This window comes from Sinisalibacter lacisalsi (genome assembly GCF_014640115.1).
Lineage (GTDB): Bacteria > Pseudomonadota > Alphaproteobacteria > Rhodobacterales > Rhodobacteraceae > Sinisalibacter > Sinisalibacter lacisalsi.
This window is the reverse complement of record NZ_BMGI01000005.1, coordinates 93,113-109,516: the sequence shown is the minus strand read 5'-3', so window position 1 is coordinate 109,516 and position 16,404 is coordinate 93,113. Positions and strand designations below refer to the sequence as shown.

20 protein-coding genes are annotated in these 16,404 nt (G+C 71.1%); 12 read left to right on the top strand and 8 right to left on the bottom strand.

Annotation, left to right across the window (positions count from 1 at the left end; all coding sequences use genetic code 11):
- Positions 1-176 precede the first annotated feature (176 nt).
- Positions 177-932, bottom strand: coding sequence for an SDR family NAD(P)-dependent oxidoreductase (locus tag IEW01_RS14520; protein ID WP_188529009.1), 756 nt, complete (start codon positions 930-932; stop codon positions 177-179).
- A 95-nt stretch (positions 933-1,027) separates the two neighbouring features.
- Entirely contained in the window at positions 1,028-1,633 is a 606-nt protein-coding gene (locus tag IEW01_RS14515) for an ImuA family protein (RefSeq protein ID WP_188529007.1), read from the bottom strand.
- Between the two features lie 138 nt (positions 1,634-1,771).
- On the opposite strand from IEW01_RS14515, the gene IEW01_RS14510 reads away from it, so the two are divergent.
- Genes IEW01_RS14510 through IEW01_RS14495 form a run of 4 tightly spaced genes read left to right on the top strand, consistent with a single transcriptional unit; the run spans position 1,772 to position 4,198 of the window.
- Positions 1,772-2,815: an aldo/keto reductase gene (locus IEW01_RS14510; protein WP_188529005.1), complete on the top strand. Its 1,044-nt coding sequence runs from the start codon at positions 1,772-1,774 to the stop codon at positions 2,813-2,815.
- 50 nt (positions 2,816-2,865) lie between these two features.
- Positions 2,866-3,402 carry a lipocalin family protein gene (locus tag IEW01_RS14505; protein WP_188529003.1) on the top strand — a complete coding sequence of 179 codons (537 nt, stop codon included), beginning with the start codon at positions 2,866-2,868 and terminating at the stop codon, positions 3,400-3,402.
- Between the two features lie 23 nt (positions 3,403-3,425).
- Positions 3,426-3,755 (top strand): hypothetical protein, encoded by a 330-nt coding sequence (locus IEW01_RS14500; RefSeq protein ID WP_188529001.1) that lies wholly within the window; start codon positions 3,426-3,428, stop codon positions 3,753-3,755.
- Positions 3,743-4,198 carry a lipocalin/fatty acid-binding family protein gene (locus IEW01_RS14495; protein WP_188528999.1) on the top strand — a complete coding sequence of 152 codons (456 nt, stop codon included), beginning with the start codon at positions 3,743-3,745 and terminating at the stop codon, positions 4,196-4,198. Before IEW01_RS14500 ends, IEW01_RS14495 begins: the two co-directional genes overlap by 13 nt.
- Before the next feature lie 73 nt (positions 4,199-4,271).
- On the opposite strand, the gene IEW01_RS14490 is transcribed toward IEW01_RS14495, so the two are convergent.
- Both IEW01_RS14490 and IEW01_RS14485 read right to left on the bottom strand, forming a co-directional pair.
- Complete coding sequence (locus IEW01_RS14490) at positions 4,272-4,979, bottom strand: NUDIX hydrolase (RefSeq protein WP_188528997.1); 708 nt, start codon at positions 4,977-4,979, stop codon at positions 4,272-4,274.
- A 19-nt stretch (positions 4,980-4,998) separates the two neighbouring features.
- On the bottom strand, positions 4,999-5,433 hold the full coding sequence (locus IEW01_RS14485) for a DUF983 domain-containing protein (protein ID WP_188529537.1): 435 nt from the start codon (positions 5,431-5,433) through the stop codon (positions 4,999-5,001).
- 243 nt (positions 5,434-5,676) lie between these two features.
- Between IEW01_RS14485 and IEW01_RS14480 the strand changes: the two genes are divergently transcribed.
- The 4 genes from IEW01_RS14480 (at position 5,677) to IEW01_RS14465 (ending at position 7,806) form a co-directional block, all read left to right on the top strand.
- Entirely contained in the window at positions 5,677-6,228 is a 552-nt protein-coding gene (locus IEW01_RS14480) for an EF-hand domain-containing protein (protein WP_188528995.1), read from the top strand.
- Positions 6,229-6,318: 90 nt separating this feature from the next.
- Positions 6,319-6,906, top strand: a complete 588-nt coding sequence (locus IEW01_RS14475) for an RNA polymerase sigma factor (RefSeq protein ID WP_188528993.1) — start codon at positions 6,319-6,321, stop codon at positions 6,904-6,906.
- On the top strand, positions 6,893-7,300 hold the full coding sequence (locus IEW01_RS14470; RefSeq protein ID WP_188528991.1) for a dihydroorotate dehydrogenase: 408 nt from the start codon (positions 6,893-6,895) through the stop codon (positions 7,298-7,300). The genes IEW01_RS14475 and IEW01_RS14470 overlap by 14 nt, the downstream gene beginning before the upstream one ends.
- Positions 7,297-7,806 carry a periplasmic heavy metal sensor gene (locus IEW01_RS14465; RefSeq protein WP_188528989.1) on the top strand — a complete coding sequence of 170 codons (510 nt, stop codon included), beginning with the start codon at positions 7,297-7,299 and terminating at the stop codon, positions 7,804-7,806. Before IEW01_RS14470 ends, IEW01_RS14465 begins: the two co-directional genes overlap by 4 nt.
- A gap of 11 nt (positions 7,807-7,817) precedes the next feature.
- Here the strand turns inward: IEW01_RS14465 and IEW01_RS14460 are convergent, their stop codons facing one another.
- On the bottom strand, positions 7,818-9,212 hold the full coding sequence (locus IEW01_RS14460; RefSeq protein WP_188528987.1) for a diguanylate cyclase: 1,395 nt from the start codon (positions 9,210-9,212) through the stop codon (positions 7,818-7,820).
- A 95-nt stretch (positions 9,213-9,307) separates the two neighbouring features.
- Between IEW01_RS14460 and IEW01_RS14455 the strand changes: the two genes are divergently transcribed.
- From IEW01_RS14455 to IEW01_RS14440, 4 genes are all read left to right on the top strand, one after another.
- The gene (locus IEW01_RS14455) at positions 9,308-9,586 is read left to right on the top strand and encodes a DUF3572 domain-containing protein (protein WP_438810827.1); all 279 of its coding nucleotides are present in this window, start codon (positions 9,308-9,310) and stop codon (positions 9,584-9,586) included.
- Entirely contained in the window at positions 9,570-10,274 is a 705-nt protein-coding gene (locus IEW01_RS14450; protein ID WP_188528979.1) for an HAD family hydrolase, read from the top strand. The genes IEW01_RS14455 and IEW01_RS14450 overlap by 17 nt, the downstream gene beginning before the upstream one ends.
- 102 nt (positions 10,275-10,376) lie before the next feature.
- Positions 10,377-10,964, top strand: coding sequence for a heme NO-binding domain-containing protein (locus tag IEW01_RS14445; RefSeq protein WP_188528977.1), 588 nt, complete (start codon positions 10,377-10,379; stop codon positions 10,962-10,964).
- Positions 10,965-10,995: 31 nt separating this feature from the next.
- On the top strand, positions 10,996-12,030 hold the full coding sequence (locus IEW01_RS14440) for a diguanylate cyclase domain-containing protein (RefSeq protein WP_188528975.1): 1,035 nt from the start codon (positions 10,996-10,998) through the stop codon (positions 12,028-12,030).
- A gap of 25 nt (positions 12,031-12,055) precedes the next feature.
- Here the strand turns inward: IEW01_RS14440 and IEW01_RS14435 are convergent, their stop codons facing one another.
- From IEW01_RS14435 to IEW01_RS14425, 3 genes are all read right to left on the bottom strand, one after another.
- Complete coding sequence (locus IEW01_RS14435) at positions 12,056-14,182, bottom strand: tetratricopeptide repeat protein (RefSeq protein WP_229738289.1); 2,127 nt, start codon at positions 14,180-14,182, stop codon at positions 12,056-12,058.
- A gap of 86 nt (positions 14,183-14,268) precedes the next feature.
- A complete protein-coding gene (locus IEW01_RS14430) occupies positions 14,269-15,036 on the bottom strand; it encodes a beta-keto acid cleavage family enzyme (RefSeq protein ID WP_188528963.1) in 768 nt (255 codons plus the stop codon).
- A complete protein-coding gene (locus tag IEW01_RS14425; protein ID WP_188528961.1) occupies positions 15,036-16,355 on the bottom strand; it encodes an aspartate aminotransferase family protein in 1,320 nt (439 codons plus the stop codon). The genes IEW01_RS14430 and IEW01_RS14425 overlap by 1 nt, the downstream gene beginning before the upstream one ends.
- Positions 16,356-16,404: the final 49 nt, after the last annotated feature.

The following is a 16,404-nucleotide window of genomic DNA, read 5'->3' as shown; positions in this document are numbered from 1 at the left end:
GCCCGCGTTTAACCCAACGCCGGGTCAAACGCCAGCACCGCACCATTCCTCTTCATCCCGGCCCGAATACCTCGGCGAGTTCTCGGCGTTTCCGCGCTGCGAAAACGCCTGCCGGGTTCCCGCCCACGCCAAGCGCGGGCGTCGAGATCCGGGGGGCCCTGCCCCCCGGCCTGTGCTTACTGCGCCGTGTAGGCGCCGTCGACGAGGTTGTACGAACCGGTGATGAAGCTGGCCCGGTCCGACAGCAGGAAGGCCACCAGCGCGGCCACCTCTTCCGGCTCGCCGAGACGCCCGATCGGGTGCGAACCTTCGAGCATCTTCAGCGTGTCCTTGTCGAGGTTTTCCTCGATCAGCGGCGTCTTGATGAAGCCGGGGCCGACCGAGTTGATGCGGATGCCCTTGGCCGAGTATTCGATCGCCGCGGCCTTGGTCAGGCCCAGCACGGCGTGTTTCGAGGCGACGTAGGCCGAAGCGTTGGGAAAGCCCACCGAGCCGAGGATCGAGGCCATGTTGACGATCGAGCCGGCGCCGGCCTTTTCCATCACCGGGATGGCGTAGCGCATGCCGTAGAAGACGCCGTGCAGGTTCACGTCCATCAGCTTGTGCCAGCCGTCGATGGAAAGCTCGCCCGCGGGCGCCTGCTCGCCGCCGATCCCGGCGTTGTTGACCAGCGCGTCGAGCCGCCCGGTCTTTTCGACGGCGAAGTCGATCATCGCCTTCACCTCGTCGGCCTTGCCCACGTCGACGGTGAACGGCAGCGCCTTGCCGCCGGCCTTCTCGACCTCGGCGACCTTGGCCGCGACCGCGTCATCCTTGAGGTCGGCCACCACCACGGTGGCGCCGGCGGCGGCGAGTTCATCCACCACCGCAGCCCCGATTCCCGATGCGCCGCCAGTTACGATTGCCGTTTTGTCGTCGAATCTCAGGTCCATCAGGGGCCTCCGTTGGTTATTTGTCCTATAGGTCAGATATGGGCCCGGCGGGCACGGAATCACAGGGGGGGAGCTCTGACGATTCCGTGTGTCCGTCATGCGCCGGGTGCAGAACGCGCCAGTGCAAACCCGTCGCCGTCGGGCATCACCCGCCAGGTTGCGGGCGGCGCGGCGCGGGCGCGTTCGCGGGTGAGCGCCCAGGCCGTGCGGTCCGCGCCGTGCTCGGGCGCCATGCGCCAGCGGCTTTCCGCCCCGGCGCTGCCGCCTTCGGGGGTGAGCACGAGGCCGAGGGGCGGCGCTCCCTTGCCCGCGCCCGCTTCCGCCGCGAGTTGCAGCCGCCGCATCGGCGTGAGCGCGGCGGGGCGGGGCAGCTCGCCCACCACCAGCGGCGCCGCGCCCGCGCGCAGCACCTCTTCGAGCGTCCACAAAAGGTCAACCTCCGCGGCGGCGTGAACGAAGGTGATCCGCCCCGGGTCGAGCCCGAGCGCGGCGACCCCGGGCCCGTGCAGCCGCGCCGCCTGCCATGCGGGCATGACCCAGAACACCGGCCCCGTCATCGCCCGCGCCAGCAGCACCGCGAAGAAGTGGCGCGCGGGGCCGTGCGCCTCGTGCACCCGCGCCCGCGCGAGCCGGATTGGCGCGATCAGCGTCTGGCCGGGATCGGGGCGGTGCGGGCTGCGGGTGAGGCGGGCGTGCTGCATGGGGAGAGGATACATGTTCTCCTTTCGTTCTGAAAGGGGATGTTGAAGAGGGATTGCGCCGCGCCGGCCCGCCGGGGGGGTTGCGGCCCGGCGTGGCTCGGGTATCTCTGTGGCGAGAACCGCGAACGGGGAGAGACCATGCGCAAGAACAAACTGGCCGGCGGCGCGCTCGAGGTGAGCGAGCTTTGCCTCGGCTCGATGACCTGGGGCACGCAGAACACCGAAAGCGAGGGCCACGCCCAGATCGACATGGCGCTCGATCACGGCGTGAACTTCATCGACACCGCCGAGATGTATCCGGTCAACCCGGTTTCGGCCGAAACGGTGGGGCGCACCGAGGAGATCATCGGCACCTGGCTGGCGAAGACCGGGCGGCGCGACGAGATCGTGCTCGCCTCCAAGGTGTCGGGCGACAGCCCACGGGTGCGCGGCGGCGAGGGCTATTCCGGCGCGATCATCCCGCGCACGATCGACGCCTCGCTCAAGCGCCTGCAAACGGACGTGATCGACATCTACCAGCTGCACTGGCCGATGCGCGGCTCCTATCATTTCCGCCAGAACTGGACGTTCGACCCCTCCGGCCAGTCACGCGAGGCCACGCTCGACCACATGCGCGAGGTGCTCACCGCGCTGCAGGCGGCGGTGGACGCGGGCAAGCTGCGCCATGTCGGCCTGTCGAACGAAAGCGCCTGGGGCACGATGATGTGGCTGCAGGTGGCGCGCGAGATAGGCGCGCCCGAGATGGTGACGATCCAGAACGAATACTCGCTGCTCTGCCGCCACTACGATACCGACCTCGCCGAGCTTTCGGCCAACGAGGACGTGAAGCTCCTGGCCTATTCGCCGCTTGGCGCAGGTATCCTCAGCGGCAAGTATCACGGCGGCAAGACGGTGCCGCATGGCTCGCGGCTTGACCTCAACAAGGATCTCGGTGGCCGCGTGACACCCCGGGTCTGGCCCGCCACGCAGGCCTACCTCGACATCGCCGAGCGCCACGGGCTCGACCCGGTGCAGATGGCGCTGAGCTGGGCCGCCGACAAGCCGTTCATGGGCTCGGTGATCTTCGGGGCCACCTCGCTCGACCAGCTCGGGCGCGCGCTGGGCGCGGCGCATGTCAGCCTGTCGGACGAGGTGCGCGGCGAGATCGAGGCGGCGCACAAGGCGCATCCGCTGCCGTTCTGATCCGCGCCGGGGGCGGCGGCCGTATAAGGGGAAATCACGGGAGATATCCGATGCGCCTTGCCGCCCTCGCCGCCTTCGTCGCGGCCCTTTTCACCTCGTCGCCGGGTCAGGCCAACAGCTACCGCGACACATCGAAGCCGATGGGCGTGGTCACCAACCTCGACCTCGACCGCTACGCCGGAAAATGGTTCGAGATCGCCCGCTTTCCCAACCGCTGGGAGCGTGGCTGCGAAGGCGTCACGGCGGAATACGGCCGCAATGCCGATGGCACGATCTCGGTGCGCAACACCTGCCGCAAGGGCAGCCCGACCGGCCCGGCGGAAGTGGCCGAGGCGACGGCGAAGGTGGTGGGGCCGGGCAAGCTCACGGTCAATTTTGTGCCCTGGCTGCCCTTCGCCAAGGGCGATTACTGGGTGCTCTACGTCGATGCCGCCTATTCGGTGGCGGTGGTGGGCGAGCCCTCGGGCAAGACCGGCTGGATCCTCGCCCGCACCCCCGCGCTGTCGCAGGCGAAATACGACAAGGCCATTTCCGTGATGCAGGGCATGGGCTACGATACCTCGCAGTTGAGGCGCGTCGTGCACTAGGCGAGAGCATCGGAGGGCCGCGCATGAAATTCCTTTTCGTCGCGGCGCTCCTCGCGCTCACCGGCTGCATGGCCGAGGCCGAGGCCGATGGCCCGCGGGTGACCGGCGGGATGGCGCCGCAGAGCGATGCCGCCTGCCTCGCGGCGGGCGGGCGCTGGGGCCCGGGCGGGCTGTTCCCCGAGCCCTTGTGCTTCCTGCCCAACCCCGACGCGGGCAAGAGCTGTGCGCGCGCCTCCGATTGCATCGGCACCTGCCTTGCCGAAAGCCGGACCTGCGCGCCGGAACAGCCGATCTTCGGCTGCTACAGCTTTCTCGACGATGACGGCGCGGAGGTGACGCTGTGCGCCGATTGATCCTTGCCGCCGCACTGGCGCTCGCGGGCTGCGGCGACGCGGGCGCGCCGCGTGACACGAGCGCGCGGATGACCTCGATCGTCGGGTTCGATCCCGCTCGGTTTGCCGGGGAGTGGCGCGAGGTGGCGGCGATCGGCCGCCCGCCGGGCGCGCTCTGGCGCGTCGAGGCCGGGCCGGGCGGCGCGCTCGCGGTCAGCACCAGCCGCGACGGTGCGGGCCGGGGCGAGATGGTGGGGCCGGGGCGCTTCCGGCTCAGCCAGTTCGCGGCCCCGCTCTGGGTGCTCTGGGCCGACGCCGACATGCGCACGCTGGTGCTCGGCACCCCCGACGGCCGCTTCGCGATGGTGCTCGACCGCGCCGCGCGCCCGGCCCCCGACCGTCTGCAAGCCGCACGGGACGTGCTGGAATGGAATGGCTACGATCTCGGAGCGCTTCGGGGCTGAGCGGGAAAAGTGCAAAGAAAAGTTCAGATTTCGATCAATCTGATTGGAAAATGTTCGAATTATGCAAGCCGCCTCAACCCTCGAACGGCCCTTTCCCGCCCAGCCGGCGAAAATGCAGCTCCTCGGCATCGTTCTTGAAATAGGGCACGGTTTCGGGCGGATCGAGGCTCGGCAGCCGCCGCGCGATCTCGGCCAGAACCACTTGCGTGATGAACGGCAGATCGTAAGACCGCAGGTCGGCGAGCGACACCCAGTGCAGATGCGCCAGTTCCTCGCAGGCGCGCGAGAAATCATCCGGGTCGGAGGCAAGGCGGCGCGCGTCGCCAAGAAAGAAGCGCGCGTCGAAGCGGCGCGGGCGGCCCGGCGGCGTGACCGCGCGGAAGATGAACGAAAGCCCCTCCGCCGAGGGCAGGTGCCCGCTGGCGGCGAAGCCGCGCCAATCTTCCGGCACCGGGCCGGGCCAGGCACCGGGCACGCCGAGGATCTGGCCGGTTTCCTCCCAGAGCTCGCGGATCGCGGCGGCGAGCAGCGTGGTCGGGCCCGGGCCGGTGGTATCCTGCGCCAGTCGGCTGTGGTCGGGCTCGCCCTCCGCGTCAATCACCGGCACGAGGGCGTCGTCGGGGTCGACCGCGCCGCCGGGAAAGACGAACTTGTTGGGCATGAACGCCGCCTGCGCGCCGCGCTGGCCCATTAGCACGCGCGGGTCGTCGCCGCCCGGATCGCGGACCAGCACGACCGTGGCGGCATCGCGCACGATCCTGGATTTTTCGCTGTCGTTCACGCGGCCGCGCCTTTCCCGTTCACGCCCCCTTGCGCGCGGGATCGGGCGCGTCGGGGGCGAAGCCGTGCATCCGCTTGGCCCACTGGAAGCCGACCATGAGCCCCTTGAACCTTGGCAGAAGCCAGAGCGAGAGCGCAACCGTTCCGATCGCGAAAATCGCCGTGAGCACCATCGGGTCGGGGCGGAACTCCATGAAGGCCCAGCCGAGAACCGGCGCCATCAGGTGACCGACGAGGATGATCGTCAGCCAGGCCGGCCCGTCGTCGGCGCGGTGATGGTGCAACTCCTCGCCGCAGACCGTGCAGGTGTCGCGCACCTGCAGATAGCCCTTCATCATCGGCCCGGTGCCGCAGGCGGGGCAGCGCCGCTGGAAGCCGCGCCAGGCGGCCTGTCCGAGATCGCGATCATGGCCATGGTCGTGATCTGGCGCCGCTGCGCCGGCGGCGAGGTGCATGGAATCGTCAGTGGTTGAGGCGTCCATCGAGGCCAGCCTTTCGTTCGGTGTTCTGTTCGCGTGCCCATGATCATAGGTATTGACGCCGCCAACTGACATGGCGCGCGGCGATAGTGCGTCCAGATGTCGCAGTTCGGCCACGGCGACGGAAACCGCCCGACCCCGCGTATGAACTTACGATCCCGGCACAACGCCGGGGCAAACAGGCAACGGGCCAATCGAGGCCATACGGGAGACATGCAGATGAAACAGGCACTCAGGATTGCGGGCATCGGGCTTCTGGCCGGCGCGGCGATGAGCATGGCGGCAGCGCCGATGCTGGCGCGCGGCGGCGCCGACAGCTTCGGGTCGCGCGGGATTTTCGCCACCGACTTCGCCACGCTCGACGCCAACGGCGACGGTCGGATCACCGAGGAAGATTTCGCCGCCCGCGCCGCGGCCCGGCTGGCCGAGGCCGATACCGATGGCAACGGCAAGCTCGAGGCGGCGGAGATCGCGGCGCAGGTTCTGGCGCGGTTCGAGGACCGGGCCGACCGGATGCGGGGCGATCCGGCCACGCGTGCCGAGGCGATGGCCGCGCGCCTCGTCGAAGCCCGCGATACGGACGATGACGGCGCGCTTTCGCCCGAGGAACTTGCACCGACGAAGGGCTATGGCCGGGTGGTGGACCGGTTCGACACAGACGACGACAACGCGATCAGCGCGGCGGAATACGACGAGGCGAAAGCCGCGATCACCGCGCGCGCCGACAAGCGCGGCATGGGTCCGCGCGGTGGCCACAAGTCGCGCTGGTAAGCCGACAAGACCGGCCCGGGCGCGGACAGGCCCCGCCCGGGAGCTTGGGCTGTTGCCGCTTTCGGGCGGAAGGTCTAGGCCGGAGATGTGATGAAAATGGCATTCGACGCCCAGAGCGAGGTTTCCGACGAGGCCCTGCTGGTTGCCTATGGCAACGGCGACCGCGCGGCTGCGATGGCGCTGACCGCACGGCTCGCCCCGCGGGTGATGGGCTTCGCCGCGCGGATGCTCGGGGGCGACCGGCACGAGGCCGAGGACGTGACCCAGGAGGCGATGCTGAGGCTCTGGCGGATCGCGCCCGACTGGCGGCAGGGCGAGGCCAAGGTGACCACCTGGCTCTACCGGGTGACGGCCAATCTCTGCACCGACCGGCTGCGCCGCCGGCGCGGGGTGGGGCTCGACGCGATCCCGGAGCCGGAAGACGGGCGCCCCGGCGCGGCGGAGGCGATGATGCAGGAGATGCGCGCGCGCGCGCTCGACGAGGCGCTGGCCGCCTTGCCCGAGCGCCAGCGTGTCGCGGTGGTGATGCGCCACCTGGAAGGACGGTCGAACCCCGAGATTGCGGCGGTTCTGGAGATCAGCGTCGAGGCGGTCGAGAGCCTGACCGCCCGGGGCAAACGGGCGCTTTCGGCCAGCCTTGGCCAACGGCGCGAGGAGTTGGGATATGTCGAAGACTGAACAAGACCTGCTGAGCAATATCGCGCTCGACGAGATTTTCGCCGCCGGGCGGGCCGAGACGCCCGCCCCCTCCGAGGCGCTGCTCGCGCGCATACTCGCGGACGCGCAAGGCGTGCAGGAGGCTGGCCTTGCCGCGGCCCGTCCGCGCGCCGCGCCGCGTCCCTCGCCATGGGCGCGGTTCGCCGAGGCGCTGGGCGGCTGGACCTCGCTTGCCGGTCTGGTCACGGCCACGCTGGCCGGGGTCTGGCTCGGCTTCGTCTCGCCCGACCAGCTCAACACCCTGTCGGGCGGGCTGTTGTTGCCCGAAACCGGCGGCACGGCGATCTATGCGCTGGAAGACATACTGCCCGGCGACGACGGGCTCGCGGCGTTCTACGAGGAGGGCGGACAATGAGCGAAGAATTCCCGACCCCGGCGGCAGCAGTCCGGCCCCGGCACTGGCCCAGGGTTCTGCTGGCGGTTTCGCTGTTCTTCAACCTGCTGGTCATCGGCGCGATTGCCGGCGCGCATCTGCGCGACGGGCGCGACGCGGGCCGCACCCCGCCCGCCGACCGGGCGGCTATGCACGGCACCGGGCTGGTTCCTTTCTTCGAGGCGATGCCGCGCGAGGCGCGGGGCCAGATCGGCACGGCGCTGCGCGCGCGCGGCGAGGCGGCTCGCCCCGACCGGGCGGCGCTGGAGGCGGAGTTCGCCACGATTCTCGCCGCGCTGCGGGCCGAACCCTTCGAACGCGCGGCGCTCGAGGCAGTGATGACGGCGCAGCAGGCGCGGGTTTCGGCGCGTGTCGAGGCCGGGCGCGGGGCGCTGCTCGACGTGCTCTCGGGCATGAGCCAGGCCGAGCGCGCGGCGTTCGCCGACCGGATGGAACAGCGCATCGCGCGGGCTGATCGAATGCGCTGAGGCGGGCGCGGTCAGGCCGCCCGGCCGCCGGCGAAACTGACGAGGTTGCGCCCGTCGCTCTTCGAGGCGTAGAGCGCGGCGTCGGCTCGCTCGATCAGGTCGTGCGGCGAGGGCAGGTCGCCGCTCTCTGCCCCGCCGGCGAAGACCGCCACGCCGATCGAGATGGTAACGGGCACCTCCAGGCCATGCGAGGCCACCGCGATCGGCGCCTCGCCGATCACCCGGCGCAGGCGTTCGGCCGCGATCGAGGCCCCTTCGAGCCCGGTTTCGGGCAGGGCGATGACGAATTCCTCACCGCCGTAGCGCGCCAGCAGGTCGATCTCGCGCAGGTGCGCGCCCAGCCGCTTGCCGGCCTCGACCAGCACCGCGTCGCCGACGGCATGGCCGAAGCTGTCGTTGACCGACTTGAAGCGGTCCAGATCGAGCAGCATCACCGCGAAGGGCTGATCGCTCGCTGCCGCCGCCCCGATCATCCGGTCGAGATAGGCGCCGGCGTAGCGGCGGTTGTAGAGCCCGGTGAGCGGATCGCGCAGCGCCAGGCCGAGGCGCTCGCCGAAACTGTCGCGCAGCGCGTCGGTTTCGAGCTTGCGGGCGAGCAGGCGTTCGAGCCGGGCGGCGATCTCCTCGGCGTCGAAAGAGCCCGGCACGACGGCATTGGCGCCGATGTCCAGCGCCATCGGCACGGTGCCGGGGGCATTGGCCTCGTCGAGGATCACGATCACCGCGTGGCGGGTGGCACTGCGCGAGCGCAGTTCGCTCACCAGCCTGAGCCCGTCGCCCGGGGCCGAGAGATCGGCGGCGATGACGAAGGCGTCGGGCGCCTCGCGCGAGGCGAGCGCATCGAGGGCCTGGCTGCGGCTGAAGGTGCTGAGCGGCCCCGAACACAGCGGGCCGAGGGCGCGGCGCCAGCCAAGCGCGGTTTCGACGGTGGGGGCGATCAGGCCGATCCGGGCCGGGCGCCGGAACGCCATCGCCGGTTCGGCGAACCCGAGCGCCGCCGCAGTATCCTGCCGCCGGGCCAGTTCGTCATGGGTGGCGCGGGTGCGCATCAGCGCGCGGACCAGCGCAAGAAGCCCGGTCTCGTCGAGCGGCTTGGCGAGATAGTCATCGGCGCCGGCGCGCAGCGCCGCAAGCCGCGCCGCGCGGCTGGGCGCGCCGTCGATCACCAGCACCGGGATGTCGCGGGTCTCGGGCTCTGCCTTGAGCCGGGCGCAGAGGTCGGCGCCGCCGCCGCCGGGCAGGTTGGCATCGACGATCACGAGATCGGGCCGCATGTCGCGCGCCGTCGCCAGCGCCTCGGCCCCGTCGAGCGCCTGCGCGGTCTCGTAGCGGGCGGTGGCCAGCTTCACCTTCAGGACGATCCTGTTGGTGGCTGTCGAATCTGCGATGAGTATGCGGCCTGCCATGATCTGCGGTCCGGACGTGTCCAATTGCGGCTTGTTTGGTAAGAGTTGCCTGAGAATCGTTAACAAAGAGTTTCCAAGCCCGGGAATCCCTGCCCATGACACCCGATTTCGCCGAGACCGTCGCCCTGCGCGCGCTCGCCTGGCTTGCCGCCAACGACGAGCTTCTGCCCGTCTTTCTCGGGGCGTCCGGCGCCAGCGAGGACGATCTGCGCGAGGGTGCGCGCGACCCCGCCTTCCTCGCCGCCCTGCTCGACTTCCTCACCATGGACGACGCCTGGGTGACCGCCTTCTGCGACAGCGCCGGCCTCGACTACCAGGCGCCGATGGCGGCGCGCGCCGCGCTTCCGGGGGGTGCCAATGTGCACTGGACCTGAGCGGCGCGCCGATGGCGTGCTGTTCGACAAGGATGGCACCCTGTTCGATTTCGACGCCACCTGGGTGGCCTGGGTCGAGGCCCTGATCGCGCATTGGGGCGGGCAGGACGCGGCCCGCCGCGCCGCGCTCGCCGCGGCGGTCGGCTTCGATCTCGCCGGGCGCGCCTTCCATCCCGGCTCGGTGGCGATCGCAGGCACGCCGGAGGAAACCGCGCGCGCGCTTGCGCCCGTGGTCGGGCTGCCCGCCGCTGCGCTGGTCGATCGGCTGAACGAGGAAGCCGCCCTCGCGCCGATGGCCGAGGCGGTGCCGCTCGCGCCATTGCTGGGCGGGCTGAGGTCGCAGGGGCTGCGGCTGGGCGTGGCCACCAACGATGCCGAGGCGCCCGCCCGCGCGCATCTTTCGGCGGCCGGGGTTCTCGAACTGTTCGATTTCATCGCCGGGTCCGACAGCGGCCATGGCGGCAAGCCCGGCCCGGGGATGTGCCAGGCCTTCGCCCGGGCGACGGGGCTCGCCCCCGGCCGCGTGGTGATGGTGGGCGACAGCACCCATGATCTGATCGCCGGGCGGGCGGCGGGCATGCAGGTGGTGGCGGTGCTCAGCGGGCCCGCGGGCGTGGCCGAGCTCGGCCCGCTCGCCGACGCCGTCCTGCCCGATATCGGCCATCTGCCGGGTTGGCTTGCGGCCTGACCCGCCGGCGGGAATGGAAACAAATTGAACGAAACCGCCGGCCGGGCTTCGCGCTTCGTTAATCCTCGCCCCGCTAGGGTGCCCCGGAAAGGACGGAGAGACATGCACGGCCTGGTTATCTGCGCGTTCGAAAGTTTCGTGCGCCACAGTTACGGCGCGGCGCCCTGGGCGGCGCTCGTCGAGGGGCTCGATGCCGGGATCGAGCGCTTCGAGCCGATGTTTCATTACGACGACGCGCTCGCGGCGCGGCTCGTGCGCGAAACGGCGCGGGTTCTGGGCAAGCCCGACGAGGCGCTGCTGGAGGATTTCGGCACCTTTCTCGTCGCCCATCCTGCCTCGGAACGGGTGCGACGCCTGCTGCGCTTCGGCGGGGTGGACTACGAGGATTTCCTCGCCTCGCTCGAGGATCTCAGCGGGCGCGTGTGCCTCGCCGTGCCCGACCTGGTCCTGCCCGAAATCTCGCTCACCGAGCTTGGCGGCGGCGACTACCGGCTGCACTCGGCCGATGCGCCGCCGGAATTCGCGCCGGTTCTGTCGGGGCTGCTGCGCGCGATGGCGGATGATTATGGTGCGCTGGTGCTGGTCGAGGAGACCGGCGCCGAAGACGGCGGCGTTCACCTCGCGATCCGTCTGCTCGAGGCGGCTTTCGCCCGCGGGCGCGGCTTCGCCCTGGCCCAACGCGCAGGCTAGGGGTGAACGTCCGGACAAGGGGGAGGGGATGATGCGCGGCGAACTGCCAATCGGCCTGGGGCCGGCGGCGCTCGATCGGTTGATGCCGATGCACCTGGTCGCGGATGGCGACGGGGTCATCACCCATGCCGGCCCGGTGCTGGGCAAGATCTTTCCCGCGGGGGGCGTGGTCGGCGCGCGGTTTTTCGATTTGTTCGAAGTTCGTCGCCCGCGGCAGGCCGCCAGCCTCGATGACATCGCCCGCCGCGCCGGGCGCAAGGTTCAGTTGCGCCTGCGCGATCCCGACCGAACCCCGCTGATCGGCGCGGCGGTGCCGCTGGAGGCGGGGCAGGGCGTGCTCGTCAACCTCTCCTTCGGCATCGCCGTGGTCGATGCGGTGGCGCGGTTCAACCTCGCCGGTTCCGACTTCGCCGCCACCGATCTCACGCTGGAAATGCTCTATCTCGTCGAGGCCAAATCCGCCGCCATGGCCGAGAGCCGCAAGCTCAACGAGCGGCTGCACGGCGCCAAGGCGACGGCCGAGGCCGAGGCGCGATCGGACACGCTGACCGGGTTGAGCAACCGCCGCGCGCTCGACCAGACGCTGGAAAGGCTGATCGCACGCGCGGTTCCGTTCACCCTGATGCACCTCGATCTCGACTTCTTCAAACAGGTGAACGACACGCTGGGGCACGCCGCCGGAGATCTCGTGCTCACCGAGGTGGCCCGGATCCTGTGCGAGGAAACCCGCAGCGAAGACGTGGTCGCGCGCGTGGGCGGGGATGAATTCGTGCTCGTCTTCACCCGGCTCATCGAGCGGTCGCGGATGGTCGCGATCGCGGAACGGGTGATCCTTCGGCTCGAGGAACCGGTGCGTTTCGGCGACCGGGAGGCGCGGATCTCGGCCTCGATCGGGTTGGTCAGTTCCCTGAACTACGACCGGCCGGAGGCGACGCGGATGATGCGCGACGCGGACATGGCCTTGTATGTTTCCAAGGATCGCGGCCGTGGCCGTGTCACCTTTTTCGACGAGGCGCACCAGGCGAAGGCCGGCCCGGCGATGGATGCCGCGCTGAACCGGGGGTGACGGGAAGGCAGGCGGCGCGGCGGCGTCAGGGCTCCGGCGCCGCGCCCGCGCCCGGCGCGCAGGCGGCCAGCTGCGCCATCGCCGCGGCGCTGCCGAGCAGGGGCAGCCGCAACCGGCCGGGCGCGCCGCCGCCCGCCGCTTCGAGAAACAGGCCCAGGCCAAGCCGCTCCGCGGCCCCGGAAAATGGGCCGAGATCGACCTGCCAGCCGGTCTCGGTTTCGGTCGGCCGGCCGTCATCCCAGGCGGTGCCGTCGAGCCAGAGACGCGGCGGCTCCCCGGCACCCGCTGCCTCGGGCTGCAGCCGGAGCATGAGGTGCCCGGCGGGGCCAACCTCGAATGTGAACCCGCCCGCCGCGACCTCGGCGCGCAACCGGCACTCCGTCGCGTCGAAACGCCAAAGCGGGCCGGCATCGCGCCCGAGCAGCCCGAACGCGCGGCATTGCACCAGCGGCACCGGCGGCGCCTCGCCAAGCCGGGCCTCGAGCCGCGGGGCGGGGCCTTCGCCGTCGACCCTGACGAGCCCGAGCGGCGCAATCACCCCCTTCGCCAGCGCGTTGGTACAGGCGAAACCGGCCTGCCACGGCGCCTCCGCGTCGGTCTCGGGCAAGGCCGCGAGGCCGCATTCCGTATCGGTCGCGTTGAACAGGTGCAGCCGGCGGCTGGTGAGCAGGATGGTGCCGACCGGCGGACCGTCGAGCGGGTTGACCGCGGGCAGGATGTCATCCAGCCGTTGCGCCGCCGCGCGCCGGGCGTCGTAGGCGAGGCACTCCACCAGCCCGGGCGCGTAGATGCCGCGCAGTTCGGCGGGCACGCTCCCTTGCGCCGTCACCGGGGCGGGCGCGGGGGGCATCGGCGGCGGGGCCAAATCGGCGGTTGCGGGGGCATCGACGGCGGTGTCCCCGTCCGGGGCGTCCTGCGCATCGGGCGCGACGGCCTCGGCCGGGGCGGGATCGTCCGGCGGGGTCGCGTCATCCTCGCCCGGGTCCTCCGTCGCCACCGCGACCGGTTCCGCGACTATGCTCGCCTCGGGTGGCGGGGCGAGGGCCTGCAGCCGGGCATTGACCTCGTCGGCCGGGAGCGGCGCGTCGTTCCAGACAAGGACCGGCCAGTAATCGTAGAAATTCACCCCTTTCCAGGCGTGGCTGTCGTGCTTTTCGCTCCAGTCCGCGAGGTAGCGCAGCGCCATGCCGCGATCGAAGGCGCAGCTCTCGACGCGGGCCGCATCGACGCCCGCGCCCGCGTAGGCCTCCGCCACCAGGGCCTTGAGCGGAGCCAGATCGCCGGAGGCGCCGATCGCGGCGAGGGCGGTGCGGCCGGCCTCGCCCCGGAACGTGGTGCGCAGCGTCTCGAAGGCCTCGCTGCCGCCGCAGATCAGCGCGAGATTGGCCCAGATCGCGCTGTCTTCGCCGGTGTAGGTGAACAGGCGGGTCAGCCGCAGCGCCCCGGTTTCGAGGGCGCGGGCAAGGGCGGCCGGGTCTGGCTCCGCGTTGCGCGCGGCGAGATCGGTGCCGACCTCGACGATCACGAGATGGGCGTCGGCGCCGGGCGGGCCCTGCTCGATCCGGAACTCGGGCGCCATCAGCGCCGCGGGATCATAGCGGATCGTCTCGGCCTGCCGCGCCGCGCGGGCGTTCACGATCGCGTCGCGCGCCGCCGCGAGCGCGGCGTCGTCCGGGGCGAGGGCGAGGGCGCGGTCGTAGTCGGCGAGGGCGTTGCCGACAAGGCCCGCCCGCGTGTAGGCGCGGGCCCGCCCGACGAGCGCGGGGAGGTGATCCGGGGCGCGGGCGAGGGCCGCGTCATAAGCCCGGATGGCGCGGCTGAAGGCGTTGTTTTCAAGCCAGATATCGCCGGTGGCCACCTCGGCCTCGGGGGCCTCCGGCGCGCGGCGCCGGGCACGGTCGAGATCGGCGAGCGCCAGCGCCGGGCGGTCGAGCGTGCGATGCAGCGCGGCGCGGGCGAGGTAGGCGTCGGGCGCGTCGGGGCGCTCGGCAATGGCGGCGGCGAGCGCGGAATAGGCGGCCGCGAAATCAAGCCGCGCCTGAGCCGCCCGCGCCTGCGACAGGGCGTCGTCACCCTCTGCCTGCGCGCCGCTTGCAAGCGCCAGCACAAGTGCGACGGCGGCGACCCCTCGTTTCATTGCGTCCTGTCTCATGGCCCGTTGAACGGTTCACCGCCGCGCGCGCAGAGTCAACCGGCTGGGCGGCGGCGCGCGGCGCTTCGTGCGGGGCGTGCGCGAGGTCACCGCGCGGGCCCGGTGATCGCGGCGATGGCCGCGACGCGCTCGGCATTGTCGCGCGCCGTGCGCCCGTCTTCATGCACCAGCGCGTTCTCGAACCCGACCCGGAGCTTGCCGCCCACGGCGTGCGCCGCGCGCAGACAGGCGGTTTCGCCCTGTCCGAAGGCGCAGATCGCCCAATCGGGCGCCAGGTCCGCCACCGTCATCCAGTCGAGAAAAGGGGTCAGGAGATCGGGCGTGGAAGACTGGCCCGGCAGGTAGCGGCCGAGCACGAAGATCAGTTGCAGATCGCGCGCCTTCAAGAGGCCCCGCGGCAGGATCCGGGCCAGCCGCTCGGCGTCTTCGGGCGCATAGAGGATGTGCTGAACCGCGATCCCTTGCTCGGCGCAGGCGGCGTAGAACCGTGCCGCGCGCGCCTCGTCGTCGCGGGCGATCTCGCGCAGCGCGGCCGAGACCATCTGCGCGCCGGAATGCAGCGCGACGTGGCGCTGGTGGCCCGGCTCGTAGCGCCCGGCGGCCTCGGTGGTGATCTGCACCGCCATCCCCGGCACCGCGGTGGCGAGGTGGGCGAGCGCCTCTTGGTAGGCGCCGGTGTCGAGCAGGTGGCCGCCTTCGTCGTCGCGCAGGTGCAGGTGCAGCCCGTCAGCGCCGGCGTCGCGGCAGGCCCGCGCGGTTTCGGTGATCTCGTCGAGGCTGAGCGGCAGGCGGGGGTGGTCGGCCTTGGTCCGGGTCGCGCCGTTGGGGGCGACCATCAGCCGGGGGAGCGCCATCACAGCGCCTCGCTGAGCGCGGTGGAAAGCTTGTCGACGAGTTCCCCGATCTGCGCCGGTTCGAGGATGAAGGGCGGCGCGAGCAGAACGTGATCGCCGGAGCGGCCGTCGATCGTGCCGCCCATCGGGTAGCAGATCAGCCCGGCCTCGAAAGCGGCCCGCTTGATCGCCTGATTGACGGCGCGTTCCGGCGGAAACGGGTCCTTGCTGTCACGGTCGCGCACGATTTCGAGCCCGCGAAACATGCCGCGCCCGCGGATGTCGCCCACGTGCGGGTGATCGCCGAAGGCGTCGTGCAGCGCGGCGTCGAGGGTTTCGCCCAGTTCGGCGGCGCGCGCCGTAAGCCCGCCCTCGGTGAGTTTCTGCACCACCACGTCGGCGGCGGCGCAGGCGACGGGGTGTCCGATGTAGGTGTGCCCGTGCTGGAAAAAGCCCGACCCGTTTTCGAAGGCGGCATGGATCTTGCCGGAACAGAGCGCGGCACCGATCGGCTGGTAGCCGGCGCCCAGCCCCTTCGCGATGGTGACGATATCGGGCACGATGCCGTCCTGCTCGCAGGCGAACAGGCTGCCGGTGCGCCCCATGCCGCACATCACCTCGTCGAGGATCAGCAGGCAGCCGTAACGGTCGCAGATCTCGCGGATGCGCTTGAAATAGCCCGGCACCGCCGGCACCGCGCCCAGCGTGGCACCCACGACCGGCTCGGCGACGAAGCCGATCACCGTTTCCGGCCCGAGCCGGAGCAATTCGGCCTCGAGTTCATTGGCCACGCGCTGGCCGTAGTCCTCCAGGCCTTCGCCGGGCAATTGCCCCCGGTAGGCGTAGCAGGGGGAGATATGCGAGGTTTCGGCCATCAACGGCGCGAAGGGGGCACGGCGCCATGCGTTGCCGCCGGTGGCCAGCGCGCCCAGCGTGTTGCCGTGGTAGCTCTGCCGGCGGGCGATGAACCGGGTGCGCCCCGGTTCGCCGGTTTCGACGAAATACTGCCGCGCCATCTTCAGCGCCGCCTCGACCGCCTCCGATCCGCCCGAGACGAGATACGCCTTCTCGATGCCCTCGGGGGCATGGGCGATCAGCCGGTCGGCGAGCCGTTCGGCGGGCTCGGAGGTGAAAAACCCGGTATGCGCGAAGGCGATCTGCCCCGCCTGCGCCGTCATCGCGGCGATGACCTCGCGGTCGGAGTGGCCAAGGCAGGAGACGGCGGCGCCGCCCGAGCCGTCGAGGTAGCGCTTGCCGCTGCTGTCGACGATGTAGGGCCCCTCGCCGGAGACGGCGACGGGCGGGATTTTGCGGGTGTGGCGGTGAAAGACGTGGCTCATGATCGGCTCCGAAACTTCCGAGCATTTGAAACACATGAACCAAATATTG

Excerpts from the sequence above, each read along its gene's own strand:
- IEW01_RS14520 (WP_188529009.1), bottom strand. The coding sequence starts at position 932 with ATGGACCTGAGATTCGACGACAAAACGGCAATCGTAACTGGCGGCGCA.
- IEW01_RS14515 (WP_188529007.1), bottom strand. The coding sequence starts at position 1,633 with ATGCAGCACGCCCGCCTCACCCGCAGCCCGCACCGCCCCGATCCCGGC.
- IEW01_RS14510 (WP_188529005.1), top strand. The coding sequence starts at position 1,772 with ATGCGCAAGAACAAACTGGCCGGCGGCGCGCTCGAGGTGAGCGAGCTT.
- IEW01_RS14505 (WP_188529003.1), top strand. The coding sequence starts at position 2,866 with ATGCGCCTTGCCGCCCTCGCCGCCTTCGTCGCGGCCCTTTTCACCTCG.
- IEW01_RS14500 (WP_188529001.1), top strand. The coding sequence starts at position 3,426 with ATGAAATTCCTTTTCGTCGCGGCGCTCCTCGCGCTCACCGGCTGCATG.
- IEW01_RS14485 (WP_188529537.1), bottom strand. The coding sequence starts at position 5,433 with ATGCACCTCGCCGCCGGCGCAGCGGCGCCAGATCACGACCATGGCCAT.
- IEW01_RS14480 (WP_188528995.1), top strand. The coding sequence starts at position 5,677 with ATGAAACAGGCACTCAGGATTGCGGGCATCGGGCTTCTGGCCGGCGCG.
- IEW01_RS14475 (WP_188528993.1), top strand. The coding sequence starts at position 6,319 with ATGAAAATGGCATTCGACGCCCAGAGCGAGGTTTCCGACGAGGCCCTG.
- IEW01_RS14470 (WP_188528991.1), top strand. The coding sequence starts at position 6,893 with ATGTCGAAGACTGAACAAGACCTGCTGAGCAATATCGCGCTCGACGAG.
- IEW01_RS14465 (WP_188528989.1), top strand. The coding sequence starts at position 7,297 with ATGAGCGAAGAATTCCCGACCCCGGCGGCAGCAGTCCGGCCCCGGCAC.
- IEW01_RS14460 (WP_188528987.1), bottom strand. The coding sequence starts at position 9,212 with ATGGCAGGCCGCATACTCATCGCAGATTCGACAGCCACCAACAGGATC.
- IEW01_RS14455 (WP_438810827.1), top strand. The coding sequence starts at position 9,308 with ATGACACCCGATTTCGCCGAGACCGTCGCCCTGCGCGCGCTCGCCTGG.
- IEW01_RS14450 (WP_188528979.1), top strand. The coding sequence starts at position 9,570 with ATGTGCACTGGACCTGAGCGGCGCGCCGATGGCGTGCTGTTCGACAAG.
- IEW01_RS14445 (WP_188528977.1), top strand. The coding sequence starts at position 10,377 with ATGCACGGCCTGGTTATCTGCGCGTTCGAAAGTTTCGTGCGCCACAGT.
- IEW01_RS14440 (WP_188528975.1), top strand. The coding sequence starts at position 10,996 with ATGCGCGGCGAACTGCCAATCGGCCTGGGGCCGGCGGCGCTCGATCGG.
- IEW01_RS14435 (WP_229738289.1), bottom strand. The coding sequence starts at position 14,182 with ATGAGACAGGACGCAATGAAACGAGGGGTCGCCGCCGTCGCACTTGTG.
- IEW01_RS14430 (WP_188528963.1), bottom strand. The coding sequence starts at position 15,036 with ATGGCGCTCCCCCGGCTGATGGTCGCCCCCAACGGCGCGACCCGGACC.
- IEW01_RS14425 (WP_188528961.1), bottom strand. The coding sequence starts at position 16,355 with ATGAGCCACGTCTTTCACCGCCACACCCGCAAAATCCCGCCCGTCGCC.